This is a genomic window from Nocardia amamiensis, from assembly GCF_015477605.1.
Taxonomy (GTDB): Bacteria; Actinomycetota; Actinomycetes; order Mycobacteriales; family Mycobacteriaceae; genus Nocardia; species Nocardia amamiensis_A.
Map to the genome: position 1 here is coordinate 85,680 of NZ_JADLQX010000019.1, position 23,732 is coordinate 109,411.

20 protein-coding genes are annotated in these 23,732 nt (G+C 69.5%); 15 read left to right on the plus strand and 5 right to left on the minus strand.

What is annotated here, in order from left to right; genetic code table 11:
• Window positions 1-81 precede the first annotated feature (81 nt).
• On the plus strand, window positions 82-588 hold the full coding sequence (locus IU459_RS24100; RefSeq protein ID WP_195131839.1) for a DUF6879 family protein: 507 nt from the start codon (window positions 82-84) through the stop codon (window positions 586-588).
• Between the two features lie 120 nt (window positions 589-708).
• Here IU459_RS24100 and IU459_RS39780 read toward each other — a convergent pair whose 3' ends face one another.
• Window positions 709-1,866, minus strand: a complete 1,158-nt coding sequence (locus IU459_RS39780; protein ID WP_195131840.1) for an FHA domain-containing protein — start codon at window positions 1,864-1,866, stop codon at window positions 709-711.
• Between the two features lie 792 nt (window positions 1,867-2,658).
• Here IU459_RS39780 and IU459_RS24110 point away from each other — a divergent pair.
• The 4 genes from IU459_RS24110 (at window position 2,659) to IU459_RS24125 (ending at window position 5,380) form a co-directional block, all read left to right on the plus strand.
• Window positions 2,659-3,765 carry a hypothetical protein gene (locus IU459_RS24110; RefSeq protein WP_195131899.1) on the plus strand — a complete coding sequence of 369 codons (1,107 nt, stop codon included), beginning with the start codon at window positions 2,659-2,661 and terminating at the stop codon, window positions 3,763-3,765.
• Window positions 3,766-3,952: 187 nt separating this feature from the next.
• Complete coding sequence (locus tag IU459_RS24115; RefSeq protein WP_195131841.1) at window positions 3,953-4,624, plus strand: TetR/AcrR family transcriptional regulator; 672 nt, start codon at window positions 3,953-3,955, stop codon at window positions 4,622-4,624.
• Window positions 4,625-4,665: 41 nt separating this feature from the next.
• Window positions 4,666-5,184 (plus strand): GNAT family N-acetyltransferase, encoded by a 519-nt coding sequence (locus IU459_RS24120; RefSeq protein ID WP_195131842.1) that lies wholly within the window; start codon window positions 4,666-4,668, stop codon window positions 5,182-5,184.
• Window positions 5,185-5,206: 22 nt separating this feature from the next.
• Window positions 5,207-5,380, plus strand: coding sequence for a hypothetical protein (locus IU459_RS24125; RefSeq protein WP_195131843.1), 174 nt, complete (start codon window positions 5,207-5,209; stop codon window positions 5,378-5,380).
• 11 nt (window positions 5,381-5,391) lie between these two features.
• Here the strand turns inward: IU459_RS24125 and IU459_RS24130 are convergent, their stop codons facing one another.
• Window positions 5,392-6,942: a glycerol-3-phosphate dehydrogenase/oxidase gene (locus IU459_RS24130; RefSeq protein ID WP_195131844.1), complete on the minus strand. Its 1,551-nt coding sequence runs from the start codon at window positions 6,940-6,942 to the stop codon at window positions 5,392-5,394.
• 31 nt (window positions 6,943-6,973) lie between these two features.
• Complete coding sequence (locus IU459_RS24135; protein WP_195131845.1) at window positions 6,974-7,600, minus strand: TetR/AcrR family transcriptional regulator; 627 nt, start codon at window positions 7,598-7,600, stop codon at window positions 6,974-6,976.
• Window positions 7,601-7,776: 176 nt separating this feature from the next.
• Here IU459_RS24135 and IU459_RS24140 point away from each other — a divergent pair, with 176 nt between their 5' ends.
• Window positions 7,777-9,411 (plus strand): FAD-binding oxidoreductase, encoded by a 1,635-nt coding sequence (locus tag IU459_RS24140; RefSeq protein ID WP_440446524.1) that lies wholly within the window; start codon window positions 7,777-7,779, stop codon window positions 9,409-9,411.
• Window positions 9,412-9,425: 14 nt separating this feature from the next.
• Complete coding sequence (locus IU459_RS24145) at window positions 9,426-10,364, plus strand: diacylglycerol kinase (protein WP_195131890.1); 939 nt, start codon at window positions 9,426-9,428, stop codon at window positions 10,362-10,364.
• Window positions 10,365-10,573: 209 nt separating this feature from the next.
• On the opposite strand, the gene IU459_RS24150 is transcribed toward IU459_RS24145, so the two are convergent.
• Both IU459_RS24150 and IU459_RS24155 read right to left on the minus strand, forming a co-directional pair.
• On the minus strand, window positions 10,574-11,251 hold the full coding sequence (locus IU459_RS24150; protein WP_324199007.1) for an AAA family ATPase: 678 nt from the start codon (window positions 11,249-11,251) through the stop codon (window positions 10,574-10,576).
• A gap of 63 nt (window positions 11,252-11,314) precedes the next feature.
• A complete protein-coding gene (locus IU459_RS24155) occupies window positions 11,315-11,908 on the minus strand; it encodes a helix-turn-helix domain-containing protein (protein WP_195131846.1) in 594 nt (197 codons plus the stop codon).
• 159 nt (window positions 11,909-12,067) lie between these two features.
• On the opposite strand from IU459_RS24155, the gene IU459_RS24160 reads away from it, so the two are divergent.
• From IU459_RS24160 to rpmA, 8 genes are all read left to right on the plus strand, one after another.
• The gene (locus tag IU459_RS24160; protein WP_195131892.1) at window positions 12,068-12,991 is read left to right on the plus strand and encodes an NAD(P)/FAD-dependent oxidoreductase; all 924 of its coding nucleotides are present in this window, start codon (window positions 12,068-12,070) and stop codon (window positions 12,989-12,991) included.
• A 475-nt stretch (window positions 12,992-13,466) separates the two neighbouring features.
• Window positions 13,467-16,145, plus strand: coding sequence for a valine--tRNA ligase (locus tag IU459_RS24165; RefSeq protein WP_195131847.1), 2,679 nt, complete (start codon window positions 13,467-13,469; stop codon window positions 16,143-16,145).
• A gap of 74 nt (window positions 16,146-16,219) precedes the next feature.
• Complete coding sequence (folC, locus tag IU459_RS24170; RefSeq protein ID WP_440446525.1) at window positions 16,220-17,605, plus strand: bifunctional tetrahydrofolate synthase/dihydrofolate synthase; 1,386 nt, start codon at window positions 16,220-16,222, stop codon at window positions 17,603-17,605.
• A 148-nt stretch (window positions 17,606-17,753) separates the two neighbouring features.
• Window positions 17,754-18,170, plus strand: coding sequence for a DUF4233 domain-containing protein (locus IU459_RS24175; RefSeq protein ID WP_195131848.1), 417 nt, complete (start codon window positions 17,754-17,756; stop codon window positions 18,168-18,170).
• Window positions 18,171-18,454: 284 nt separating this feature from the next.
• Window positions 18,455-18,871 carry a nucleoside-diphosphate kinase gene (ndk, locus tag IU459_RS24180; protein WP_195131849.1) on the plus strand — a complete coding sequence of 139 codons (417 nt, stop codon included), beginning with the start codon at window positions 18,455-18,457 and terminating at the stop codon, window positions 18,869-18,871.
• A gap of 471 nt (window positions 18,872-19,342) precedes the next feature.
• Window positions 19,343-22,699: a translation initiation factor IF-2 N-terminal domain-containing protein gene (locus IU459_RS24185; protein WP_195131850.1), complete on the plus strand. Its 3,357-nt coding sequence runs from the start codon at window positions 19,343-19,345 to the stop codon at window positions 22,697-22,699.
• A gap of 327 nt (window positions 22,700-23,026) precedes the next feature.
• On the plus strand, window positions 23,027-23,338 hold the full coding sequence (gene rplU, locus IU459_RS24190) for a 50S ribosomal protein L21 (RefSeq protein WP_040775804.1): 312 nt from the start codon (window positions 23,027-23,029) through the stop codon (window positions 23,336-23,338).
• 22 nt (window positions 23,339-23,360) lie between these two features.
• Complete coding sequence (gene rpmA, locus IU459_RS24195) at window positions 23,361-23,627, plus strand: 50S ribosomal protein L27 (protein ID WP_067478569.1); 267 nt, start codon at window positions 23,361-23,363, stop codon at window positions 23,625-23,627.
• Window positions 23,628-23,732 lie beyond the last annotated feature (105 nt).

The following is a 23,732-nucleotide window of genomic DNA, read 5'->3' on the forward strand; positions in this document are numbered from 1 at the left end:
GCGCGCAGATAATGGACACGAGCGCGGCACCGAAGGTTGAGAGGGACTACCAGGGTGGAATTTCGGTCGAATGATCGGTGGATGGAGCTGTTCGAAGGAGCGCGAAAATCAGCGTTTCATCTGGAAGTTCGGGACAGCTACGCGGAACCGGAGGAGTCCGAACCCCTCCGTCGATTCCTCAATGGCGAACGTGAGCCGCTCAGCGGCTACGACAAGAGCGATTGGCTCGACCTCATTGCAACGTTGACGGGCCGGGGTATCACAATGAGTCGGGTGCGGGTCGTCACGGTCCCGCATTCGGACTATCAGCGCTGGTTGCTTTCAGTGACAGGGAGCAGTGTCGAAGCTGGTGAGGATATCCGGTATGTGTCACGGCATCTCGCCGGGAAGATTCCTCCAGATGACTGGTGGTTGTTCGATGGCGCGCGAGTAGCGTTCAACCTCGTTGACGCTGCGGGCAAGCCAGCCGGAGCGGCAGTGACCACTGATCCAGGCATTGTCGCCAACTGCATGCGCATGAAAGAACGGCTCTGGACTCTGGCGACTCCGTATGCCGAATACGTTGCAACGGCCAACGTCCAGTGGTGATGAGCTTGTATCCGCCACCCGCCGACCGGGCTCGTCTCGGGGGTTGAGTGGCCGGATGTTTCTGCACCGTCGTCGCTCACGAGTGGTGCCGCGCCTTCGCGACTCGGCCGTTCCCGTGTGCTACTCGTCGCCGCGATAGGTGAGGATTCGTTCGCTGATGCGGACGCGCCAGCCGGGTGGGAGTTCGGTGGGGGAGGTGGTGATGCGGGTCCATTGGTCGGTGTCGGGGGCGGCGATGAAGGTGCCCGAGGTGGCGGCGGCGTCGCGGACGTAGACCTTGCCGCTGTCGACGGAAACGTAGGCGTGGACGCGGGAGACGTGGCGGTCGCGCTGGATGACGAGGGGAGCGGCGGTCGCGGTGCGCACCGATTCGTCCACCTGCGGGCCGCGCCCGATGACGTAGGGGCGGTCCAGGGGATAGGCCGTGCCGTCTTCGGTGATCAATGCGCCGAGGGCGGTTTCGCTCGTGAGGGCGGTCGCACGCAAGACACGGGTTCCGCCGTTTTCGGCTGTCTTGCGCAGGACAACCGGCTCGTGTTGCGCCGCTGGGTGCACCTGAGACCAGGCCAGCGGGCGGTTGGCAGCGGGGCGGGGTGGCCGCGGTTTGGGAAGAGGGCGTGGCGACTCGGGCGGCCGGGCAGCCGTGGGAGTCGGTGCGACGGCGTCGGACGCGCCGGTTGGTTCGGGCGTCGCCGCGAATCCGGCCGCGGCCGTGGGCTCGGGCTCGGCCTGCGCGGAACGCCCGCCGTTCGTGGACCGTTCGGCGGACTCGGCGGGGCGCGACCCGGTGGCCTTTCCGGCGCGGCGCACCGCGGCGTTCCAGACGAAGCCGCCGCCGGGGACCACGCCCATACGCAGATCGGTGCGCGGCAGAGCCGTCAGCGGCTCGTCGGTGCTCGAGCCGATCGTGATGCGGCGCACCGGTTCGCGGACGATCTCGTCCACCCAGGTGAACGCGCGACCGCCGTCCAAGCGGCGGACGCCTTCCGCGCCGTGGATCTCGGCGGTGACCGCTCCGCGCAACAGGATCAGGATTCCGTCGTCGGTCGGCGCGACCACGCCGAACGGCGGCGTCTGCGCCGTGCCGCCGAAGATCACCGCGGCGAGACGTTTGGCCAGCGCCGCGCCGGGATACTCCACATTCGCCACGGCCTCGATGGTGCCGAGTATTCGGTCCGTGGAAGCGGTCTCGTCACCCACGTAGGCGACGACCGAACCGAAGCGGGCGACCAGGCCGTCGCCCGGTGCGATACCCACGGTGGACGGTTTACTGCGCACCCGCGCCCTCCTTCCCGGCGCACTACCGGCATACCTGAGCCAGCATAGAGCGTTGGCGTCGGTGGAACCGGAGACTCGAGCCCTCGCCCGGTGTACTCCGAGCCGGTCCCTCAGCGCCGTCCGCTGGTCGAATTCCCTGCTGCCAGAGGCTTTTCATCACCGGCCTCAGCCAGCGCCCTGACCGCTCTGAACTGGGCATTGTGGTTCCAGCCGCACTCATGCAAAGATCATGCGGGTCAATGATGAAATATGATGTGCATCACTTGTGTGATGGAATTCGGCATGCTGGCACTGGCATTGACGCGACTTCGCGGCGCAAACAAGACACCGCCTCCCGTTGTCGTGCGCGGCCATCGGCGCTCCCGGTTCCGCCATGTCGGTGTCGATCCTGATCGGCACAGCAAACTTCGCCACCTGACGTCGCAGCTGCTGATTTCGCGGACGCCGAGGCGGTGGTCCATGCCGGGGAGCGATGCACGGCTCCGGCCGCTGGTTTGCGGCGAGCAGATTGTTCGCGGTGTCCTGCGGCCGTGCGAGGACGGACCGCGAAGGTTGTTCGTGACAGTCTCGGCGACAGAGCGGGGCGAGCGGCGGGGCCGGCTGGACAACGTACGGTCGCCGTTCTCGGAGAACCCCGTTGTGGATGGACGGCGGGAGATGGAGCCAGTCGGGCAACAAGAGCCGAAGCTCACTCGGGCGCCGCGTGGGCCGGTGCTCGTCGCTTAGCTATCGCCGTGCGGCTATGCTCAGGGCTCTTGGGGTATAACCAATTGGCTGGAGCCCCCAAATCTGATGGGGGGCGGCCGAGGGGCACCCTCTCTTAGACTTCCATTGCATGGGGACCTCGATCATTCCAACACCATGACTGCGCGGCAGCCGAATCCGCGCCCCGGCATAAGGCCACGGCGCGGGAAGTCGCTGCGCCATTCCCCTCCGCGACAGCGACGGCAACCCGCAGTAGAGCAGCCCGCAGTAGAGCAGCCCGCAGTAGAGCAGCCCGCAGTAGAGCAACCCGCAGTAGAGCAACCCGCCTCGGCTTCGTCGTCCGCGGAGAGCAAACCATGGTGGAAACGCGCGCTCACCTGGCTGCTCGCCTTCTTCGTGGTCGGCGGTGCGGTCGGCGCTTTTGCGAATGATCAGATCAAGAATTGGCTCACCAGCCAATCCGAAAAGTACGGCACAGACATCAAAGTCGTCGATATGACCGAGGTCGATGACCCGGTGAGCAATTGGGCGCTCCCCGCCGGCGTCGACCCGACGCCCTACCTCACCCGGCCGCTGACGAACGAGCCGCGCATGGTCTGGATGCGTGAACACGGTGCCGTCGCAGCATCGTCCATGACCTGGGAAGTGACACTGCTGGCCAACCGGACCAGCGCCGTGGAGATCGTGGATATCGTACCGGTGCTCGTCGAACCATGTGGCGAACCCTTGGTGTCAGGGTACGGCTTCGTGGAGGAACACAGCGAAGGAGAAACGGACAAGCTCGTTCTGGTTACCGATGTGAGCAGCGAGCATCCGGTGTTCGACCGGGCAGGGGTCGATGACAAGGGCGAGCGTGTCGAGGTACTCGACTTCTTCGCCGAAAAGCGCATCACCCTCCCCAAAGGGGAGAAGAACACGATCGCGTTCACCACGAGAATTACCGAAGGGCACTGCCGGTGGACCTACCGGCTCGACTACATCGCCGAAACCGGCCGGGAATCGATGACCATCACCGCGCCCGGAGGGAAACCGTTCGAAATGACCGCGGGCGACCTCACCAAAGACTACGACTGGGTCGTGCCGACGGTAGCGCTGAAGTGTGTCGGCGTCCCGCCAGGCGCGGTGCGACCGAAGCTGAGCGGTACAGAGGCCCACGCACTCATCGCGAACGGCGAATGCTGGACCCCGCGTTGATCGAACCCGGTGATCTCACCGCGGCATGATCCTGCGCGCCACCTGTGGAGTGCCGAAAATATGTACGAACGCTGATCGTGTCAAACGGCGTTCGTCTGCGGTTATGCTCGGGCGCAATGAGTGAGCGAACGATCGTGATAATCGCAAGGGCGGTCATGCCGAGGCCAAGCGGAAGCGAGGCGAAGGGATGAGCGCAGCGGGTGTCAGCCGAAGGGCTCGCCCGGCCAAAGCCCCGCTCAGTCGCGAGGTGATCATCGAGACCGGCCTGCGCATCCTGGACCGGGACGGTGCGGCGGCGCTCACCATGCGCCGCGTCGCTCAGGACCTGGATACCGGAGCGGCTTCGCTCTACGTCTATGTCGCCAACCGCGACGATCTGATGGCCGCCATGCTCGACCATGTCCTGGGCACGATTCCGGAGCCGGTCGGGGCGAGCTGGCGCGAGCGGATCACCGAGCTGGTCGATGCCGCGGTGGCGGCAATGAGCAGGCACGAAGGGTTGGCGCTTGTCGCGCTCGGCACGATTCCTACCAGCGCGAACGCGCTGCGTCTGATGGAACTGCTGCTTCGGTCACTCACCGAGGCGGGACTGGACGATCGCACCGCGTCCTGGGCGGTGGACCTGCTCTACCTGCACATCACCGCGTCGGCCGCCGAGCAGAGCGTGCACAACACCAGCGGCGGCACCGAGCGCGACTACCTCGCCGACGTCGAGCGGCACTTCGCCGAGCTGCCTGCCGAGCGGTACCCGACCATCGTGTCCATGCGCGCCACCATGCTGTCCGGCGACGGCGACGCCCGCGCGGCGTGGGCGGTCCGGGTGCTGCTCAACGGCATCCTCGCCACCCGGGCCGACTAAATCGCTGGCTTCCGTCGTGGCCGCCGGTTCACACTGACCCCATGATTCGGCCTGCGACGCCCCGCGACCTCCCTGCGCTTCAGGACATCGAGCGCGCGGCGGGCAAACCATTCGCGGAGATCGGCATGACGGCGGTGGCCGACGACGAACCTCCCTCGCTGGAGACGCTGCGCGGATTCCAGGAGGCCGGACGCGCCTGGGTCCGGGCCGAGAACAATGCGCCGATCGGCTACCTGATCGTCGGGGTGATCGACGGAAACGCACACATAGACCAGGTCTCGGTGCACCCCGACTACGCCGGGCGGCGCATCGGCAAACGCCTCATCGACCGAGCCGCACGCTGGGCCGCCGACGAAGGCCTCCCCGCGCTGACGCTGACCACGTTCACCGAGGTCGCCTGGAACGGGCCGTACTACGAGCGGCTCGGCTTCCGGTACCTGTCCCCGGACGAGGAGACTCCCGGCCTGCGCGCGCTACGCGCCGCCGAACGCGCCCACGGACTCGACCGCTGGCCGCGCGCGTGCATGCGAGCGGAGTTGTCCGCGTGGGTGAGCGATTGACCCGCCCGCACAGCGGAAACCCGTGGCCCGCCGAGAACCCGACTGGGCTACTGCCCGCAAGATCGCCGACCAGCTTGCCTCCGAGGCAGGCGTCAGCGCCGAAGATCTGGCCTGGGCCGAGGAAGTGCTCGGCCTGACGACTCGGCGGTACCGCCTGACCGCGATGGCCTTACCCCGGCGCTGCCGACCCGCGTAGCGAAGACCGTCCTAGCCGATTGCGGCGAGTGCGGCCGCGGCGGCCGGGGCTGCGGCCGTCCGGTCCTCGGGGACCAAGCCGATGCGGGACCGCCGGTCCAGTAGATCGTCGGCATCGAGCGCGCCCTCGTGTGACACCGCGAACGCGAATTCGGCTGCGAGCACGTCGATTCCGGGGACCACCGGCTCGGTGAGCGCTGGATCACGACGCGCCGCGGCGAGCACGGTGGTCGCCTCGCTGCCGTAGCGGTCGATCAACACCGGCGGAGCGTCGATGCGGTCGCGGGCGGCTCCGGAGACCGCGCCGACCAAGGGGAGTTCCCGGGTGCGACATGGCCCGGCGGTGAGCCCGCCGTGTGCGACGGCCGCGTCGACGGCGTCTTCGGCCATCTTCCGGTAGGTGGTGAGTTTGCCGCCGACGATCGTGACGACGCCGGAGGGGGAGCGTAGAACGGCGTGCTTGCGTGAGATGTCGGCCGTGTTGTCGTCTGCGGTCTGCAACAGCGGACGCAGACCCGCGTAGGAGCCGCGAATGTCGATGCGCGTCAAGGGTTCCCGCAGGGCGGGGTTGATGGTGTCGAGTAGGAAGTCGATTTCGGGCTCGGTCGGCTTCGGCTCGTCGGGTACCGGGCCCGGCGCGTCCTCGTCGGTCAGGCCGAGGTAGACCCGGCCGTGCGCGGCGGGGAACGCGAAGACGAAACGACTGGTGCTGCCGGGCACCGGCACGGTGAGCGCGGCGGTGAGTCCGCCGAAGGACGCCGCGGAGAACACCAGATGGGTGCCCCGGCTCGGGCGCAGCTGGATGCTCGGATCGACCTGGTCGGCCCAGACGCCGGTGGCGTTCACCACGGTGCGTGGCCGCACGGTGAGGGTCTCGCCGGTCCGGGTGTCGCGCAGGGTCGCCGAATCGCCGGTTACCTCGAGCGCTTCCGTATACGTGATGACCCGCGCGCCGTGCGCCGCCGCAGTGCGTGCCAGAGCCACGACCAAGCGCGCGTCGTCGACCAGCTGCCCATCCCAAGCCTGCAAGCCGCCACGCAGCCCCGCGCGGCGCACGGTCGGCGCCAGCCGCAGCGCCTCCGCGGCGGCGACGCGCCGGGAGCGGGGCAGGATCGCCGCCGGGGTTCCCGCGCCGCGCCGCAACAGGTCGCCCGCCAGGAAACCGGCCCGCACCAGCGCGGCCTGTGCCGCACCGACGCCGGGCAGCAGCGGCACCAGCTGGGGCAGCGGGCGCACCAGATGCGGTGCTGTGGTGCGCATGAGGATGCCGCGTTCCACCGCGCTCTCGTGCGCGATGCCGACCCGCCCACTGGCCAGGTATCGCAGCCCGCCGTGCACCAGCTTGGAACTCCAGCGGCTGGTACCGAAGGCGAGATCGTGGCGCTCCACCAGCACGGTCCGCAGGCCGCGGGCGGCCGCGTCCAGTGCCGCGCCCGCCCCGGTGACGCCGCCGCCGATCACCAGCACGTCGATCTCGGCGCCGTCGCCGAGCCGGGACAGGTCCGCGGCGCGGCGGGCGGCGTTCAGCGCGGAGTCTCCGGTGTGCGGCGAATTCGTGGTCATACCAATGCCTTTCCGATCCAACAGGGCGCCGTCAGCACGGCTGCTTCCGATCGCCGCCGTGGACGCGCTCGTCGAGGTACCCGTCGATCGCGCGACGGAGTTCGGTGTCGAGGTGCTCGCCCGCCAGCAGCGGCGCGACGGTGCCCGCCGATTGCACCGCGGACTGGGCGATCAGCAGCAGCATCGTGGCCATCTGTTCCGGGTCGCCCGCACGGATGGAGCCGTCCTGCTGGCCTTCCCGGATACCCGCCGCGAACAGCTCGATCAACGCGCGCTGGTTGCGGCCGAGCCGGCCGAACACGTACGTGAGCATGATGTCGGTGTCGGTGCGGAAGATCTTGCCGAACAACGGATTCGATCGGATCGTCGCCGCGCCCGCGACCACGCCTTCGACCAGCCTGGCGCGAGCGCTGCCCGCCGAGGGCATCGTCGCCGCGACGATGCCGCGCAGCTCACGCACCAGCAGCTCGGCCACCAGCGCGCCGGTATCCGGCCAGCGGCGGTAGACGGTCGGCCTGCTGACCCCCGCCCGCCGCGCCACCTCGGTGAGCGTGGTGCGGCGCACGCCGAACTCCTGCACGCAGGCGCGCGCCGCGTCCAAGATCGCGAGATCGGTCGCCGAAAGCGCGTTCTCGGCGGAGTCGTCGGGAGCGGTCAAGGTCACCACCAGGGGGTCGATTCGTCGGCGGCAGGCCCGCCGACCAGGGTGAATAGTCCGAATGCTCGTTACTGCTTGACAGTCTATGTCAAACTGTAACGCATGGTGCACGAAGCGACCAATGGAGACGGCCGCCGGCGCGGTATGCCGAAGCCCAGCGACGGCGAGGTGCGGGCATGACGCATGAGCACACCGCCGGGGATCCGGCTGTCGCGACGAAGACCGCGGCGGGCATGATCTGGGATGCCTGGGGAGTTCCGGCCGGGCATCATCCACTTTCGGAGCGCGTCCGTACCTTGCTGACGCAGGTTTTCGGGGTCTCCGGCAACCCGGTGGTGCGCCGCGATGAGGGCGACGTGCCACTGCGCGAATCGGCGCTGACGCCCGCGCAGCGCGCCGGATTGGCCGAGGTGGTCGGTGCGGACAACGTGTCCTCCGACCACCGCGACCGTGTGCGGCACGCGGGTGGCAAGAGCACGCCCGATCTGCTGCGCCGCCGCGTGGAAGGCCCGCAGGACGCGCCCGATGCCGTCGTCTTCCCCGCTGATCACGACCAGGTGCTCGCCGTGCTCGCCTACTGCGCGGAGCACGCGGTCGCGGTGGTTCCGTTCGGCGGCGGAACCAGCGTGGTCGGCGGCGTCGATCCCGTACGCGGCCGTTTCGACGTCGTGATCGCACTGGACCTGCGCCGGATCGATCATGTGACCGGCATCGACCCGATCAGCGGTACCGCGACACTCGGCGCGGGACTCACCGGTCCGCGCGCGGAGGAACTGCTCGCCGAGCACGGCCTTTCGCTCGGCCACTTTCCGCAGAGCTTCGAGTTCGCCACGATCGGCGGCTTCGCGGCGACGCGCTCGTCCGGGCAGGCGTCCGCGGGCTACGGCCGCTTCGACGACATGGTGCAGCGGCTGAAGATCGCCACGCCGAGCGGCACGATCGAACTGGGCCGCGCCCCCGCCTCGGCCGCGGGACCGGACCTGCGTGAATTGTTCGTCGGTTCGGAGGGAACGCTCGGCATCATCACCGAAGTCACCCTGCGAGTGCATCCGGTCCCGGAAACTGTCACCTACCAAGCGTGGTCGTTTCCCGACTTCGAAACCGGTGCCGCCGCATTGCGTTCGGTGGTGCAGGCAGGCGCTGCGCCGACCGTGCTGCGGCTGTCCGACGAGGCGGAGACCGGGATCAATCTGGCCCGCTCCGGTGATATCGGTGGTAGTCCGGTCGCGGGCTGCTTGGCCATCACCACCTACGAGGGCAGCCCGGCGCATGTCGCGGCACGCAGCGCAGAGGCGGCCGAATTGTTGGCGGCCGCGGGTGGCACACCGCTGGGCGAGAAGCCGGCGAAGGAGTGGGAGCACGGTCGGTTCGCCGCGCCATACCTCCGCGACGCGCTCCTGGACGTCGGCGTGCTGTGCGAGACCCTGGAGACCGCGACCACCTGGTCGAACCTGGCGGCGCTGAAGGCGCGGGTGACCGCGGCGCTGACCGGCGCGCTGGGCGAGCAAGGGACGCCCGCACTGGTCATGTGCCACATCTCGCACACGTATCCGACCGGCGCTTCGCTGTACTTCACCGTCGTCGCCAAGCAGCTGGACGACCCGCTCGGCCAGTGGCTGGCCGCCAAGCGCGCCGCGGGCGACGCCATCGTCGCGGCAGGTGGCACCATCACCCACCATCACGCGGTCGGCACCGACCACCGTCCGTGGCTGCCCGACGAGGTCGGCGATCTCGGCGTGCGCGTCCTGCGTGCGGTGAAGGCCGAACTGGACCCGGCGGGCATCCTCAACCCCGGAAAGCTGGTGCCGTGAACGAGCATTCGCCCATGCGGGCGGTCACCGTGGTGACCAATCCGCGTTCCGCGCACGGCAAGGGTGGCGACATCGCGAGCGCGGCGGTCGCCCGATTCCGCGCCGGCGGCGTCGATGTGACCGAAGTGTGCGGCACGTCGCCTGCCGAATCCGTTCAGCAGGTGCGGGATTCGATCGCGGGCGGCCGCGGCGCGAAGCCCGACGCGGTGGTCTGCATCGGCGGCGACGGGCTGATCAACGTGACTCTCGCGGCCGTCGCCGAGACCGGCGTCGCGCTGGGCATGATCCCCGCGGGCACCGGCAACGATCTGGCCAGGGAACTCGGCGTGCCGACCGACGACCCGATCGCCGCGGCCGACCTCGTGTTGGGCGGGCGGACCCGGACCATCGATCTGGGTCGGATCGAGTCCACCGGTTCCGCCGCGCCGATGTGGTTCGCCACCGTGACGGGCACCGGATTCGACGCGCGGGTAACCTTGCGCGCCAATGAGATGCGCTGGCCGAAGGGCAGGCTGCGCTACACCGTCGCGGCATTGGCCGAGATCTCCGGACGTTTCACCGTGCCCTACCGCGTCGAGCTGACCGATGCGGTCACCGACGGACTGACCAATCCCGGCGCGGGCTCCCTGCTGGAAACCGAGGCGGTCATGGTCGCGGTCGGCAACACCCGCACCTACGGCGGCGGCATGTTGATTTGCCCGGACGCGGTCATGGACGACGGACTGCTCGACCTGACCGTGGTCGGCGCGCTGTCGCGCCGGGAGATGCTGCGACTGCTGCCCGCGCTGTCGGCGGGCAAGCGCCAGGACCATCCGGAGGTCAAGCAGTACCGTGCCGCGGCCGTCACGCTCAGCGCGCCGGGTGCGCCCGCGACCGCCGACGGCGAACCGGCGGGCACCCTGCCGATCACCATCCGCGCGGTCCCCTCGGCGCTGACCGTCCTGGTTCCCTGACGCGACAAACGAGTCGGCCGGTCAGGGCGTACCTCCGCCTTCGCTCCGGCCATGCGCGGGGCTGTGGACGGACTACGTCCGACTGCGCCCTTTCTGCGTACCTCCGCCTTCGCTCCGGCCATGCGCGGGGCTGTGGACGGACTACGTCCGGCTGCGCCCTTTCTGCGTACTCCGCCTTCGCTCCGGCTGATGACGGCCGACAGCGTCCATCACGAGGTGAAGACCACGCGGCGGATCCGGTTGACCGCCGCACGGTCGACGATGACCACCGAACGCGATGCGCCGGTGGCCGTATCGCGTTCGGTCGCGATCTCGCGCATCAGTTGACGCCAGCGCCGCACGTGGATGGTGAAGGCCACGCGGTTGATCCGGCGTCCGCGGGCGTACTGGCCTGCCCGCGCCACGGCGGCGGGCACGTCGAGCATGAGCAGGTGCAGTTCGCGGCGGTAATCCGCTGCCCAGCGCGCGATCAGCCTGCGTGTCCAGCGGAAGGTCGCGCAATCGTGGATCACGACCGGACCGGTGCTGTCGCGTAATGCCGTGCGGATCGCCCGGAGGTGTGCGATATGCACCACCGGGCGCCACAGCAGATACGGCAGCCACCACAGCCTGGGCCGCAAGCGGTTTCGCGCCTGCATCGAGTCGAGCACCAGCGCCCCGTCGGGGCCGCGCGAGGGCGCCACGGCATCGGACTCGGCGCTGAAGAACTTGCGCAGCGCGGTGCTTTTGCCCGCGCCGGGAACGCCCGCGACGATCAGCGCCGCCGATGCCGGGTACCGCAACTCCTCGATGGCATGTCCCCGTAGGTCGTGCAGGGTGCCGGGGGACAGGATCGGCAGCCGGGGTTCGGGGGCGTGCGTCGGCAGGGCTTCGAGCGGGGGGTTCACCCCTCCCAGAATCCCCAGCCGAGACCCGTTCGGCAACCGGGAAAACCCTGGTTTTCCCTCGGATTATCCGCGTTTCCGCCCCGCCGAGCGTGCGCGAAGATGCATTCGTTCGCCCTGGGAGCCGAAAAGGCTGAGGATTTCCACCGGACCTCGACCCGCGCTGCCGAACCAATGCGGTTGGCGGGTGTCGAATTCCGCCGCCTCGCCTGGCCCGAGCGTCAGATCGTGCTCGCCGAGTACCAGCCGGAGCCGTCCGGACAGCACGTAGAGCCACTCGAAACCCTCGTGCACCTTCGGGTCCGGCTCACCGCGATCGGGCGGGATGATGATCTTGAACGCCTGCAGCGGCCCCGGTTGCCGAGTGAGCGGGACAATGGTGAGCCCGTTCATCTTTCGGGCCGCGAGGTGCACCCTCGGGTCGGCGATCTTCGGCGCGGCGACCAGTTCGTCCAAAGGCACCTGGTGGGCCATCGCGATGGGTAACAGCAGCTCCAAACTGGCTTTGCGCTGCCCGGACTCCAATCGCGACAGCGTGCTCTTGGAGATCCCGGTGCTTTCCGCCAGCGCGGTGAGCGTGACGTTGCGGCGGGTGCGCAGGGCCTTGAGCCGCGGGCCGATGTCGGCGAGTGCTTGGGTGACCGCTGGTTGTGTGGACATGTCACCAGTGCACCGCGTCTTCCCGGAATCAGCAACATTAGTTGTCGAAATTCGACCGGGACGGCAACCTGCCTGTGGAGGTGATCGCGGATGAGCGAACGAAGAATGGACCCAGCCGAGCACTCGCGCGCCGGGGCCGAGAGCCCGCGAGATGCGGGCATGATCAGGACATACGACGTGGTGATCGTGGGTGGCGGTGCGGCGGGACTTTCCGCGGCGCTGGTCCTGGCCAGGGCCCGGCGACGGGTCGCGGTGGTCGACGCCGGCGCACCGCGCAACGCGCCCGCCGAGCACATGCACGGGTTTCTCTCCCGCGACGGGATGCCGCCCGCGGATCTGCTCGCGACCGGCGTCGCGGAGGTCACGCGCTACGGCGGGGAAGTGATCGATGACGTCGTCATCGACGCGGGCGGGTCCGCGGACGACTACATATTGCGGCTCGAACGCGGCGAATCGCTGCGGGCACGCCGCGTACTGATCGCCACCGGGCTGCGGGATGAACTGCCCGCCCTGCCCGGCGTGCGGGAGCGCTGGGGCCGCGACGTGCTGCATTGTCCCTACTGCCACGGCTATGAGGTTCGTGACCAGCCGATCGGCGTGCTCGGCGGGCGGGAGCCGGGCGCGATCGCGCGCGCGGTGCACCTGGCGTTGCTGCTGCCACAGTGGTCGGAGGATGTGCTCTTCTTTCCACACACGATGGCCCTGTCGGACGTCGAGCGGGCCCACCTCGACGCGCGCGGGGTTCGCGTGCTCGAGGGGAAGGTCGCCCGGTTCGTCGTGGACGACGCACTGCGCGGGGTGGAACTGTCCGACGGGCGGACGGTGCCGCGTGCGGCGATGTTCGTCGCCCCGGCCTTCCGCGCCGACGACGCACTGCTCGTCGCGCTGGGCTGCGCGTTCGACGACGGCGGCTGGGTGATCACCGACCCGGCCGGGCGCACCAGCGTTCCCGGCGTCTGGGCCGCGGGCAACGTCGCCGACCCGGCAGCCCAGGTGATCTCGGCGGCGGGTGCAGGCTCGACCGCCGCGATCGCGATCAACGCAGACCTGGTGATGGCGGACGCCACCGCGCTCGTGCGATAAGCGGCTGCCTCGCCTTCGCTCGGCCCGGCGCGGGCTGTAGACGGACTCCGTCCGGCTGCGTCTTTCCTGCGGCTGCCTCGCCTTCGCTCGGCCCGGCGCGGGCTGTAGACGGACTCCGTCCGGCTGCGTCTTTCCTGGGGAATGCCCGGGGTAGAAATTGCCGGAAGCTGAGAATTACTTATGGATTCCGGGTCCGGTCTCGGATCGCCGGTAAGCTACTGACATAGGCGGAGTGTTCGGTGTCCCTCATCCACCGAAGACTCCGCCTTATTTTGTCTTCAGCCGGAAAGCGCATCGCCGATCGGTCGAGCAAGGATCTCGACCGGTTCCGACGCGGTCGGCCGACTATGAGCGCTGGTTCCACCTGAGTTCCGAGACCGGCGCCGGTCGGATCCGCACCCGATTCGGCCGACCCCGGCGCCAGGCGGGTCGACCGACCCGAAGTGGACGGATCGACGCGCTCTAGAATCGCGGGGTGACCAGCGCAGCCCCTGACAACACGCGTAATCGTGCCGATGCCCTCCCCAAGAGCTGGACCCCCAGCGACGTAGAGGCCGAGATGTACGAGCGCTGGGTAGCGGCTGGCTATTTCACCGCGGACACCGCCAGCGGCAAGCCTCCGTACTCGATCGTGCTGCCGCCGCCGAACGTCACCGGCACGCTGCACATGGGCCACGCGCTCGACCACACCCTGATGGACACGCTCTCGCGCCGCAAGCGCATGCAGGGCTACGAGGTGCTCTGGTTGCCCGGCATGGACCATGCGGGCATCGCCACCCAGACGGTGGTGGAAAAGCAGCTCGCGGTGGACGGCAAGACGAAGGAAGACTTCGGCCGCGAACTGTTCCTCCAGAAGGTGTGGGACTGGAAGCGCGAGTCCGGCGGAGCCATCCAATGGCAGATGCGCGCGCTCGGCGACGGCGTGGACTGGAGCCGGGACCGCTTCACCATGGACGAGGGCCTGTCCCGCGCCGTGCAGACCATGTTCAAGCGGCTCTACGCCGCGGGCCTGATCTACCGTGCCGAGCGACTGGTGAACTGGTCGCCGGAGCTGCGCACCGCGATCTCGGACATCGAGGTCAAGTACGAGGACGTGCAAGGTGAGCTGGTCTCGCTGCGCTACGGCTCGCTCAGCGACGACGAGCCGCACGTCGTCGTGGCCACCACCCGGGTGGAGACCATGCTCGGCGACACCGCCGTGGCCGTGCACCCCGAGGACCCGCGCTACCGGGATCTGATCGGCACCACCCTGGAACATCCGATCACCGGGCGGCGGATCCCGATCATCGCCGACGACTACGTCGATCCCGAATTCGGTTCGGGTGCGGTGAAGATCACACCCGCGCACGACCCGAACGACTTCGAGATGGGTCTGCGGCACGGGCTGCCGATGCCGACCATCATGGACGAGCGCGGCCGGATCACCGGCACCGGAACCGAATTCGACGGCATGGACCGTTTCGAGGCGCGGGTGAAGGTGCGCGAGCGGCTCGCCGAGGAAGGCCGCGTCGTCGCCGAGAAGCGGCCGTACCTGCACAGCGTCGGGCATTCCGAACGCACCGGCGAGCCGATCGAGCCGCGCCTGTCCATGCAGTGGTGGGTGAAGGTGGAATCGCTGGCCAAGTCCGCGGGTGACGCGGTGCGAAACGGCGACACCCTGATCCACCCGAAGAGCCAGGAGCCGCGCTGGTTCGACTGGGTCGACGACATGCACGACTGGTGCATCTCGCGCCAGCTGTGGTGGGGCCACCGCATCCCGATCTGGTACGGCCCCGAGGGCGAAGTGGTGTGCGTCGGACCCGACGAACAGGCGCCCGAGGGCTGGGTGCAGGACCCGGACGTGCTGGACACCTGGTTCTCCTCCGGGCTGTGGCCCTTCTCCACCATGGGCTGGCCGCACGCCACCGCGGAACTCGAGAAGTTCTATCCCACCAGCGTTCTCGTCACCGGCTACGACATCCTGTTCTTCTGGGTGGCGCGGATGATGATGTTCGGCACTTACGTCGCCGAGGACGCCGTGCTGACCACGGGCAAGGGCGGCGAGCGCCAGGTGCCGTTCAAGGACGTGTTCCTGCACGGCCTGATCCGCGATCAGTTCGGCAAGAAGATGTCCAAGTCACGCGGCAACGGCATCGACCCGCTGGACTGGATCAACACTTTCGGCGCGGACGCCACGCGCTTCACCCTGGCGCGCGGCGCGCAGCCCGGCGGCGACCTCTCGGTTGGCGAGCCGCACGTGCTCGCCTCGCGCAGTTTCGTGACCAAGCTGTTCAACGCGGCCAAGTTCGCGCTGATGAACGGCGCGCGAGTCGGCGACCTGCCCGACCGCGCACAGCTCACCGATGCCGACCGGTGGATCCTGGACCGGCTGGACGAGGTGCGGGCCGAGGTGGATTCGGCGTTCGACGCCTACGAGTTCGGCAAGGCGTGCGAGGCGCTCTACCACTTCGCCTGGGACGAATTGTGCGACTGGTACCTGGAATTGGCCAAGGTGCAGTTCGCCGCGGAAGGCGCGCGCGCCGAGGCGACCCAGCTGGTGCTCGGCGCGGTGCTGGACGCGGTGCTGCGCCTGCTGCATCCGGTCATCCCGTTCGTCACCGAGGAGCTGTGGCAGGCGCTGACCGGCGGCGAGTCGGTGGTGATCGCGCCGTGGCCGCAGGCCTCCGGCGTTCCCGCCGACCAGGCCGCCGCGCAACGTATTTCGGACACCCAGCGGTTGATCACGGAGATCCGGCGGTTCCGCAGCGACCAGGGTCTGGCCGACAAGCAGAAGGTGGCGGCCAAGCTGATCGGCGTGGACGCCGCGGGGCTGGGTGAGCTCGCCGCGTCGGTGGCGAACCTGGCCCGGCTCACCGAGCCCGGCGCGGATTTCGCCGCCACCGCCGCGGTGGAGGTGCGGCTGAGCGCGGCCACGGTGACCGTCGAGCTGGACACCTCCGGCGCGATCGACCTGGACGCCGAACGCCGCCGTCTGGAAAAGGACCTGGCGGCCGCGCAGAAGGAACTCCAGGGCACCGCCGCCAAGCTCGGCAACGACGCGTTCCTGGCCAAGGCGCCCGAGCATGTCGTCGACAAGATCAAAGACAGGCAGCAGATCGCGTCCGCCGAAGTGGCGCGAATCGAGTCCCGCCTGGCGGAGTTGAGCGGCAAGTGAACCACGAGCCGGAACCGCAGTACGGCGACGACGAGCGCCGTGGCGGCGCGCGGCTCGGCTCCGGGCCGTCCCCGGTGGAACTGGCCGAGATGGCGCTGGTCGAGGCGGAACTCGACCAGCGCTGGCCGGAGACCAAGATCGAGCCGTCGCTCACCAGGATCGCCACGCTGATGGACCTGCTCGGCTCGCCGCAGCAGAGCTATCCGGCGATCCACGTCGCAGGCACCAACGGCAAGACCTCGGTGACCAGGATGATCGACGCGCTGCTCACCGCCCTGCACCGGCGCACCGGCCGGATCACCAGCCCGCACCTGCAGCTGGCGACCGAGCGGATCAGCATCGACAACGCGCCGATCTCGCCGGCGAAGTACGTGGAGCTCTACCGCGAACTGCTGCCGTACGTCGAGATGATCGACAAGCAGTCGGCGGCCGCGGGTGGCCCGGCGATGAGCAAGTTCGAGGTGCTCACCGGTATGGCGTTCGCCGCCTTCGCCGAGGCGCCGGTCGATGTCGCGGTCGTCGAGACCGGCATGGGCGGCGCCTGGGACGCCACCAATGTGATCGACGGCCAAGTCGCGGTGGTCACTCCGATCGGCCTGGACCACATGGAATATCTCGGCCCGGACCTGGCCTCCATCGCGAAGGAGAAGGCCGGGATCATCAAACGCGCCCCGGAGAGCTTGGTGCCGCGCGACAACGTCGCGGTGATCGCGGAGCAGGAGCCGGAGGCGATGGAGGCGCTGCTGCGCCGCGCGGTCGAGGTGGACGCCGCGGTCGCGCGCGAGGGCGCCGAGTTCCGCGTACTCGCCCGCCAGATCGCGGTCGGCGGGCAGCAGCTCGAGTTGCAGGGTCTCGGCGGGGTGTACGACGAGATCTTCCTGCCGCTGCACGGCGAGCACCAGGCACGCAACGCGGTGCTCGCGCTCGCCGCGGTGGAGGCGTTCTTCGGCGCGGGCGCGCAGCGCCAGCTCGACGTCGAGGCCGTCCGAGCCGGTTTCGCGAGCGTGACCAGCCCGGGCCGGCTCGAGCGCGTCCGCAGTGCGCCGACCATCTTCATCGACGCCGCGCACAACCCGGCGGGCGCTCGGGCGCTGGCCGCGACGCTCACCGACGAGTTCGACTTCCGCAAGCTGGTCGGCGTGATCGCGGTGCTCGGCGACAAGGACGCCGAGGGCATCCTGGCCGCGCTGGAGCCGGTGTTCGACGAGATCGTCGTCACCACCAACGGCTCGCCGCGCGCGCTGGACGTGGAGACCCTGGCGGATCTCGCGGTACAGCGGTTCGGCGACGAGCGCGTGGTCACCGCGACCACGCTGCCGGACGCGCTGGAGACCGCGATCGCCATGGCCGAGGAAGTCGGCGAACAGGGCGAGATGGTGTCCGGCGCGGGCGTCGTCGTGACCGGCTCGGTGGTGACCGCGGGCGCGACCCGCGCGCTGTTCGGAAAGGACCCCGCATGAACCGCCAGCAGGCCCGGAGGCGGCAGCGGAATGTGACGACGCAGGGTCGCGGTCCTGCCGACAAGGGATGCAGCCTGAGCGGTCAGGGCCGGAAGCGGCAGCGGAGTGCGACCACGCGGGGTCGCGTTTCGGCCGGAAGGGATACAGCATGAGTGAACCCGCCGACCAAGGGGAGCGGCCGGTGCCGCCGCCCGCGACCGATCCGTGGAAGGGCTTCCGCGGGGTGATGGCGGGCACCTTGGTGCTCGAGGCGATCGTCGTACTGCTCGCGCTGCCCGTGGTCGCCGACGTCGGGGGCGGGGTGACCTGGCTGTCCGGCACCTACCTCGTCGCGCTCGCGGTGGTGATGTTCCTCGGCGCCGGTTTGCAGCGGCGGCCCTGGGCACTGCCGCTCAACCTCGCGCTGCAAGTGTTCGTTCTGCTGGGCGCGCTGATACACCTGTCCATCGGCATCATCGGCGTGGTGTTCGCCGTGGTCTGGGGCTTCATCCTGGTGCTGCGCGCCGACGTGCGGGGGCGGATGGAGAAGGGCTTGCTGCCGAGTCAGCGCATTCGCCGCGATTAGCTGTCGTCGCGGCGATCGCCCCGGCGCCTCGGAGCGCGCCGGGGTGCTCGTCCCGGCCTGATTGTCTTGCGTGCCGTGCCGTGCCGCCTTGTCAGAACGTGAGCCCCGATCGGCACAAGAGCCTGGGCGACCGGCCCAGGCCCACATGGTGCGGCGCGCGGAACGAGCCGGAGCCCGACCGCTGGTGCGGCGTCCGGAAGGTTGCCCGTTAGGCGTACCTCCGCCTTCGCTCCGGCCGTGAGCTGGGCTGAGGACGGACAACTGCGTCCTTTATGCTGAGCGCCGTGACTGAGCAGACGTTGGTACTCATCAAGCCGGACGGTGTGGCCCGTGGCCTTGTCGGCGAGGTGCTGGCACGTATCGAGCGCAAGGGCCTGAAGATCGTCGCCCTCGAGCTGAAGCAGGTGTCCGACGAACTGGCCGAGGGCCACTACGCCGAGCACGCCGAGAAGCCGTTCTTCGGTTCCCTGATCGAGTTCATCACCTCGGGGCCGGTGGTCGCGGCCATCCTGGAGGGCCCGCGGGCCATCGCGGCGTTCCGGCAGATTGCCGGCGGTACCGATCCGGTCGAGAAGGCCGTCCCCGGCAGCATTCGCGGAGACTTCGCTCTCGAGACGCAGGAGAACCTGGTGCACGGGTCCGATTCACCCGAATCCGCCAAGCGCGAGATCGCCCTCTGGTTCCCGGAACTGCCCGCCTGATCGGGTCTGGACCGTCGTGCCCGCGCCGTGCCGGCGCAGGGCGAACGCGTCGCGGGCCGACGGTGCCGAGCGCCGATGGCGAACGCCCGGCGCGCGATGTGGGATACTGGCATCGGCTGCATTCGATGCCGACTGTTCGTGCAGGTGCGCGAACGAGACGTGACGAGGGCAGCCGGATGACACCGCGGTTCGATGCCGATCATCGCTGCCACGGACAAACGGCCTGGTAATTGAGGCTCGCTGTTCGCGTCGGCACGCTGGATGAGCGCTCGACCCGTGGAGTTCAGCCATACTGCCAGGCGCCGCGTGACCAGTTAGCCCGAGCGACGAACGATCGAGGAGATAACCGGGCACGCGGGGCGAGACCACTTGACCTCGCGCCCACCGGGTGCGAGTCGAACGAACAGCGCCCCCGCGTCGGCCGCGTCACTCCCGCCGGGAGGGACGCGCCCGGGGGCCCGAGGAGACTTCGTGGCCGATCAAGAGCCGCTGGAAACAACATCACAGGATGCCGAACAATTGCCGGAGCGAATCCGAGTTCACGCCCTTGCCAAGCTGCTCGGGGTAACGAGCAAGCGCATCCTGGCCAAGCTGACCGAGATGGGGGCGGACGCGCGCAGCGCGCAATCGAACGTCGACCGAGCCGTCGCGGAGTCCGTCCGCGACGCCTTGGTGCCGGTCCAGACGGACGCCGCGCCCGAGCCGGAGGAGCCGCCCGCGCCGGAGCGCACCGCCGCCGAACCGGCGGACACCGGCACCGCGCAGACGACCGAGCCCGCGCAGGAGGCGGCTGAACCTCCGGAACCCGCTCCGCAACCACAAGCCGCGACGCCTTTCGCCGCCGCAGGCGTCATCTTCTCCGCCCCGGAGGTGGTGAACGCCGAGCAGCACGCGCCGAGCGGCGGTGCGGTGCACGAGCCGACCCAGTTGTTCACCCATTCGGTGCGGCAGGAACCGGTCCCGGTTGCTCCGATGGTGTTCGAATCGGCCGCCGTCGTGCAGGCGCCGCTGTTCCTGCCGCCGGACGCCGCCGCCGCGGAAGAGGCCCGCAAGAGGCGCCGCGAGGAACGCGAGACGCGGCGCTCCGAGGAGAGCGCACCCGAGCCCGCCGAGGACGAGACCGAGGTCGCCGAGGACGAGCGCGAGTCGTCCGACCAGCAGGGTGACGCCGAGGGCCAGCCGCGGCGCAGGCGTCGCGGCCGCCGTGGTCGTGGGCGCGGGCGCGGCGAGCAGCAGTCCGAAGGCGACAACGAGGGCGAGGAGACCGAGTCCGAAACCGAGGACGAGTCGGCCGCCGAGACCACCGAGCCCGCCGAAGCCGCGGAATCGGCCGATACCAGCGCCGCCGAGTCCGAGGACGAGGAGGGCTTACCCGAGGGTTCGAGCCGTCGTCGCCGTCGGCGTCGTCGTCGCAAGGTGGCCGGCGAATCCGGCGAGACCGAGCCCGCCGACGACGATCCGCCGAACACGGTGGTGCACGAGCGCGAGCCGCGCAACAAGGCCCGCACCCGCGTGACGGTGGACGAGGTCCAGGGCATCACGGGTTCGACCCGGCTGGAAGCCAAGCGGCAGCGCCGCCGGGACGGCCGGGAGGCAGGCCGCCGCCGTCCGCCGATCCTGACCGAGTCGGAGTTCCTGGCCCGGCGCGAGGCGGTGGACCGGGTCATGGTGGTGCGGGAGAAGTCCTTCCCGGACCATCCGACCGCGACGCAGGTCGCGGTGCTCGAAGACAACGTCCTGGTCGAGCACTTCGTCACCAGCACCGGTTCCGCGTCCATGGTGGGCAACGTGTACCTGGGCAAGGTGCAGAATGTGCTGCCCAGCATGGAGGCGGCGTTCGTCGACATCGGCCGCGGCCGCAACGGTGTGCTCTACGCCGGTGAAGTGAACTGGGAGGCCGCCGGGCTCGGCGGCAAGGAGCGCAAGATCGAGCAGGCGCTCAAGCCGGGCGATCAGGTGCTCGTCCAGGTGAGCAAGGACCCGGTCGGTCACAAGGGCGCCCGCCTGACCACGCAGATCAGCCTGGCCGGGCGCTTCCTGGTGTACGTGCCGGGCGGCACCTCCACCGGAATCAGCCGCAAGCTGCCCGACACCGAGCGCAAGCGCCTGAAGGAGATCCTGCGCGAGATCGTGCCCGCCGACGCCGGTGTGATCATCCGCACCGCCTCCGAGGGCGTCAGCGAGACCGAGCTGGCCCGGGACGTGGACCGGCTGCAGGCCACCTGGCGCACTATCCAGCAGCAGACCGGCAAGGAGAACAACGCTCCGAAGACGCTGTACGAGGAGCCCGACCTCCTGGTCAAGGTCATCCGCGACCTGTTCAACGAGGACTTCTCCAAACTGGTCATCGAAGGCGACCGGGCCTGGAGCACGGTGGAGAAGTACATCGGCACCGTCGCGCCGGACCTGCTCGCCCGGGTCGCCCGGCACGACAACAACGGCGTCGACGTGTTCGAGGCCTACCGGATCGACGAGCAGCTGGCCAAGGCGCTGGATCGCAAGGTGTGGCTGCCCTCCGGCGGCACCCTGGTGATCGATCGCACCGAGGCCATGACGGTCATCGATGTGAACACCGGCAAGTTCACCGGTTCCGGCGGCAGCAACCTGGAGGAGACGGTCACCAGGAACAACCTGGAGGCGGCCGAGGAGATCGTGCGCCAGATGCGGCTGCGCGACATCGGCGGCATGATCGTCGTCGACTTCATCGACATGGTCCTGGAGTCCAACCGCGACCTGGTGCTGCGCCGCCTCACCGAGGCGCTGGGCCGCGACCGCACCCGGCACCAGGTCTCCGAGGTCACCTCGCTGGGCCTGGTCCAGATGACCCGCAAGAAGCTGGGCACGGGCTTGGTCGAGGCGTTCTCCACCACCTGTGAGCACTGCCATGGCCGCGGCATCCTGGTGCACACCTACCCGGTGGAACCCGGTTCGGGCGACGAAACCGCCGGGCGGGCCCGGGAAGGCGGTTCGCGCAGGCGGCGCGGCCGGGACAAGGGTGCGGCCGCGCAGGCCCAGCCCGCCAACGGTGCCGGTCCGGCCACCGACCACGTCGACGAGGACGCCGCCGTCAAGCGGGCGCATCCGGTGGCGTTGGCGATGGCCGCGCACCAGTCCGAGGAGACCGAGGCTGTCGAGCCCGCGGTTGTCGGCGAATCCGCCGCGGCCGCCGAAGGCGTTGCCGCCGCCGAGTCGCTGATCGAGGAGGCGGTGCACGCTGCCGTGGCGGTGCCCGCGGAGGAGCCCGAGACCGAGCCCGCCGAAGTCGTGGAGGTCATCGAGGAGGTCGAGACCGGCGAGCCCGTGGGCGCCCAGGAACCCGAGGCGGTTGCCGAGCCCGCAGAGGCCGTCGAGCCCGCTCGGGTTGCCGAGCCCGCGCAGGGTCCGGAGCCCGTCGGCGCTGCCGAGCCCGTGCAGGCTGCCGAGCCGGCACCGGCTGCCGAGCCCGCTCACGTCACCGAGCCCGTTCGGACCGCTGAGCCGACCCCGGCCGTCGAACCCGCACAGGCGGCGGAGCCCGCATACGCCGCCGAACCCGCTCGGACCGCGGAGCCCGCCGCGGCGGTCGCCGCGGCCGGTGCTCCGGCGGCCACCAACGGTGTGGCCGAACCGGGGCAGGTCCGCCAGGTTCGGCGCCGGAGGGTTGCTCGTTCCACCGCCGCACCGGCCGCGGACAGCTCGGGCGCGGTGTTCGTGCTGCCTACCGGTGATCAGGCGCCCGCGCCCACCATCGACTACTCCCAGCCCGAGCCGGTCGAATTGCCGCAGCGCAACCGGCCACGCAGGCGGGCGGTCGGGCGACCGGCGGGTGCGCCGGAGTCGTCGGACTGAGTCGTCGCTCAGGTCCCGTGGCCCTCGCCGGTGCGACCGGCGGGGGCCACGTGCGTGTCGGCGGCGAACCGGTGGCGTCGGCGCGGTGTGCACCGACGCCGGTTTGGTCGTGGCGGTAGCCGTCCTGTAATCTTGGACAGTCGCTGCCCGGTGACAACATGTTTTGTCTTCGTGGCTCGGTTCTCGCCAGTTCGACACCGAGAGCCACCAGGCGCCGAGGCGGCGGCGATTACCAGACCAGTCGTGTGGCGGTTTCCGGTGGGATCAGTCCCGGGGAGCGCCGCGTGAGCAAGTGCCGAGCACTATAGGAAGAAGGGCAGCCGACCGATGGCAACGTACGCGATCGTCAAGACCGGCGGAAAGCAGTACAAGGTCGCGGTCGGTGACCTGGTGAAGGTCGAGAAGATCGAGGGTGCGCCGGGCACCGCCGTGGCGCTGGATCCGGTCTTGGTCGTCGATGGCGCCGAGCTGACCACCGATGCCGCGAAGCTGGCCAAGGTCTCCGTGGCCGCCGAGGTGGTCGAGCAGACCAAGGGCCCGAAGATCCGCATCCACAAGTTCAAGAACAAGACCGGCTACCACAAGCGCCAGGGTCACCGTCAGCCGCTGACGGTCCTGAAGGTCACCGGCATCAAGTAAGACATCCCGAGGAGAATCAGCTATGGCACACAAGAAGGGCGCGTCCAGCTCCCGGAACGGACGCGATTCCAACGCCCAGCGACTCGGCGTCAAGCGCTTCGGCGGCCAGACGGTCAAGGCGGGCGAGATCCTGGTGCGTCAGCGCGGCACCCACTTCCACCCCGGCGTGAACGTCGGCCGTGGCGGTGACGACACCCTGTTCGCCCTCGCGGCGGGCGCGGTGGAGTTCGGCAGCAAGCGTGGACGCAAGACCGTCAACATCGTCGTCCCGGAGCCGGTTCAGGCCTGACCGCCGAACCACTTCCGGACAACAGCGAGCGGGTCAGGGTCTCGAAACCCTGGCCCGTTTTTCGTGTTCCCGCCACGCCGGCCCTGAGTACGACCAGTCCCGAAG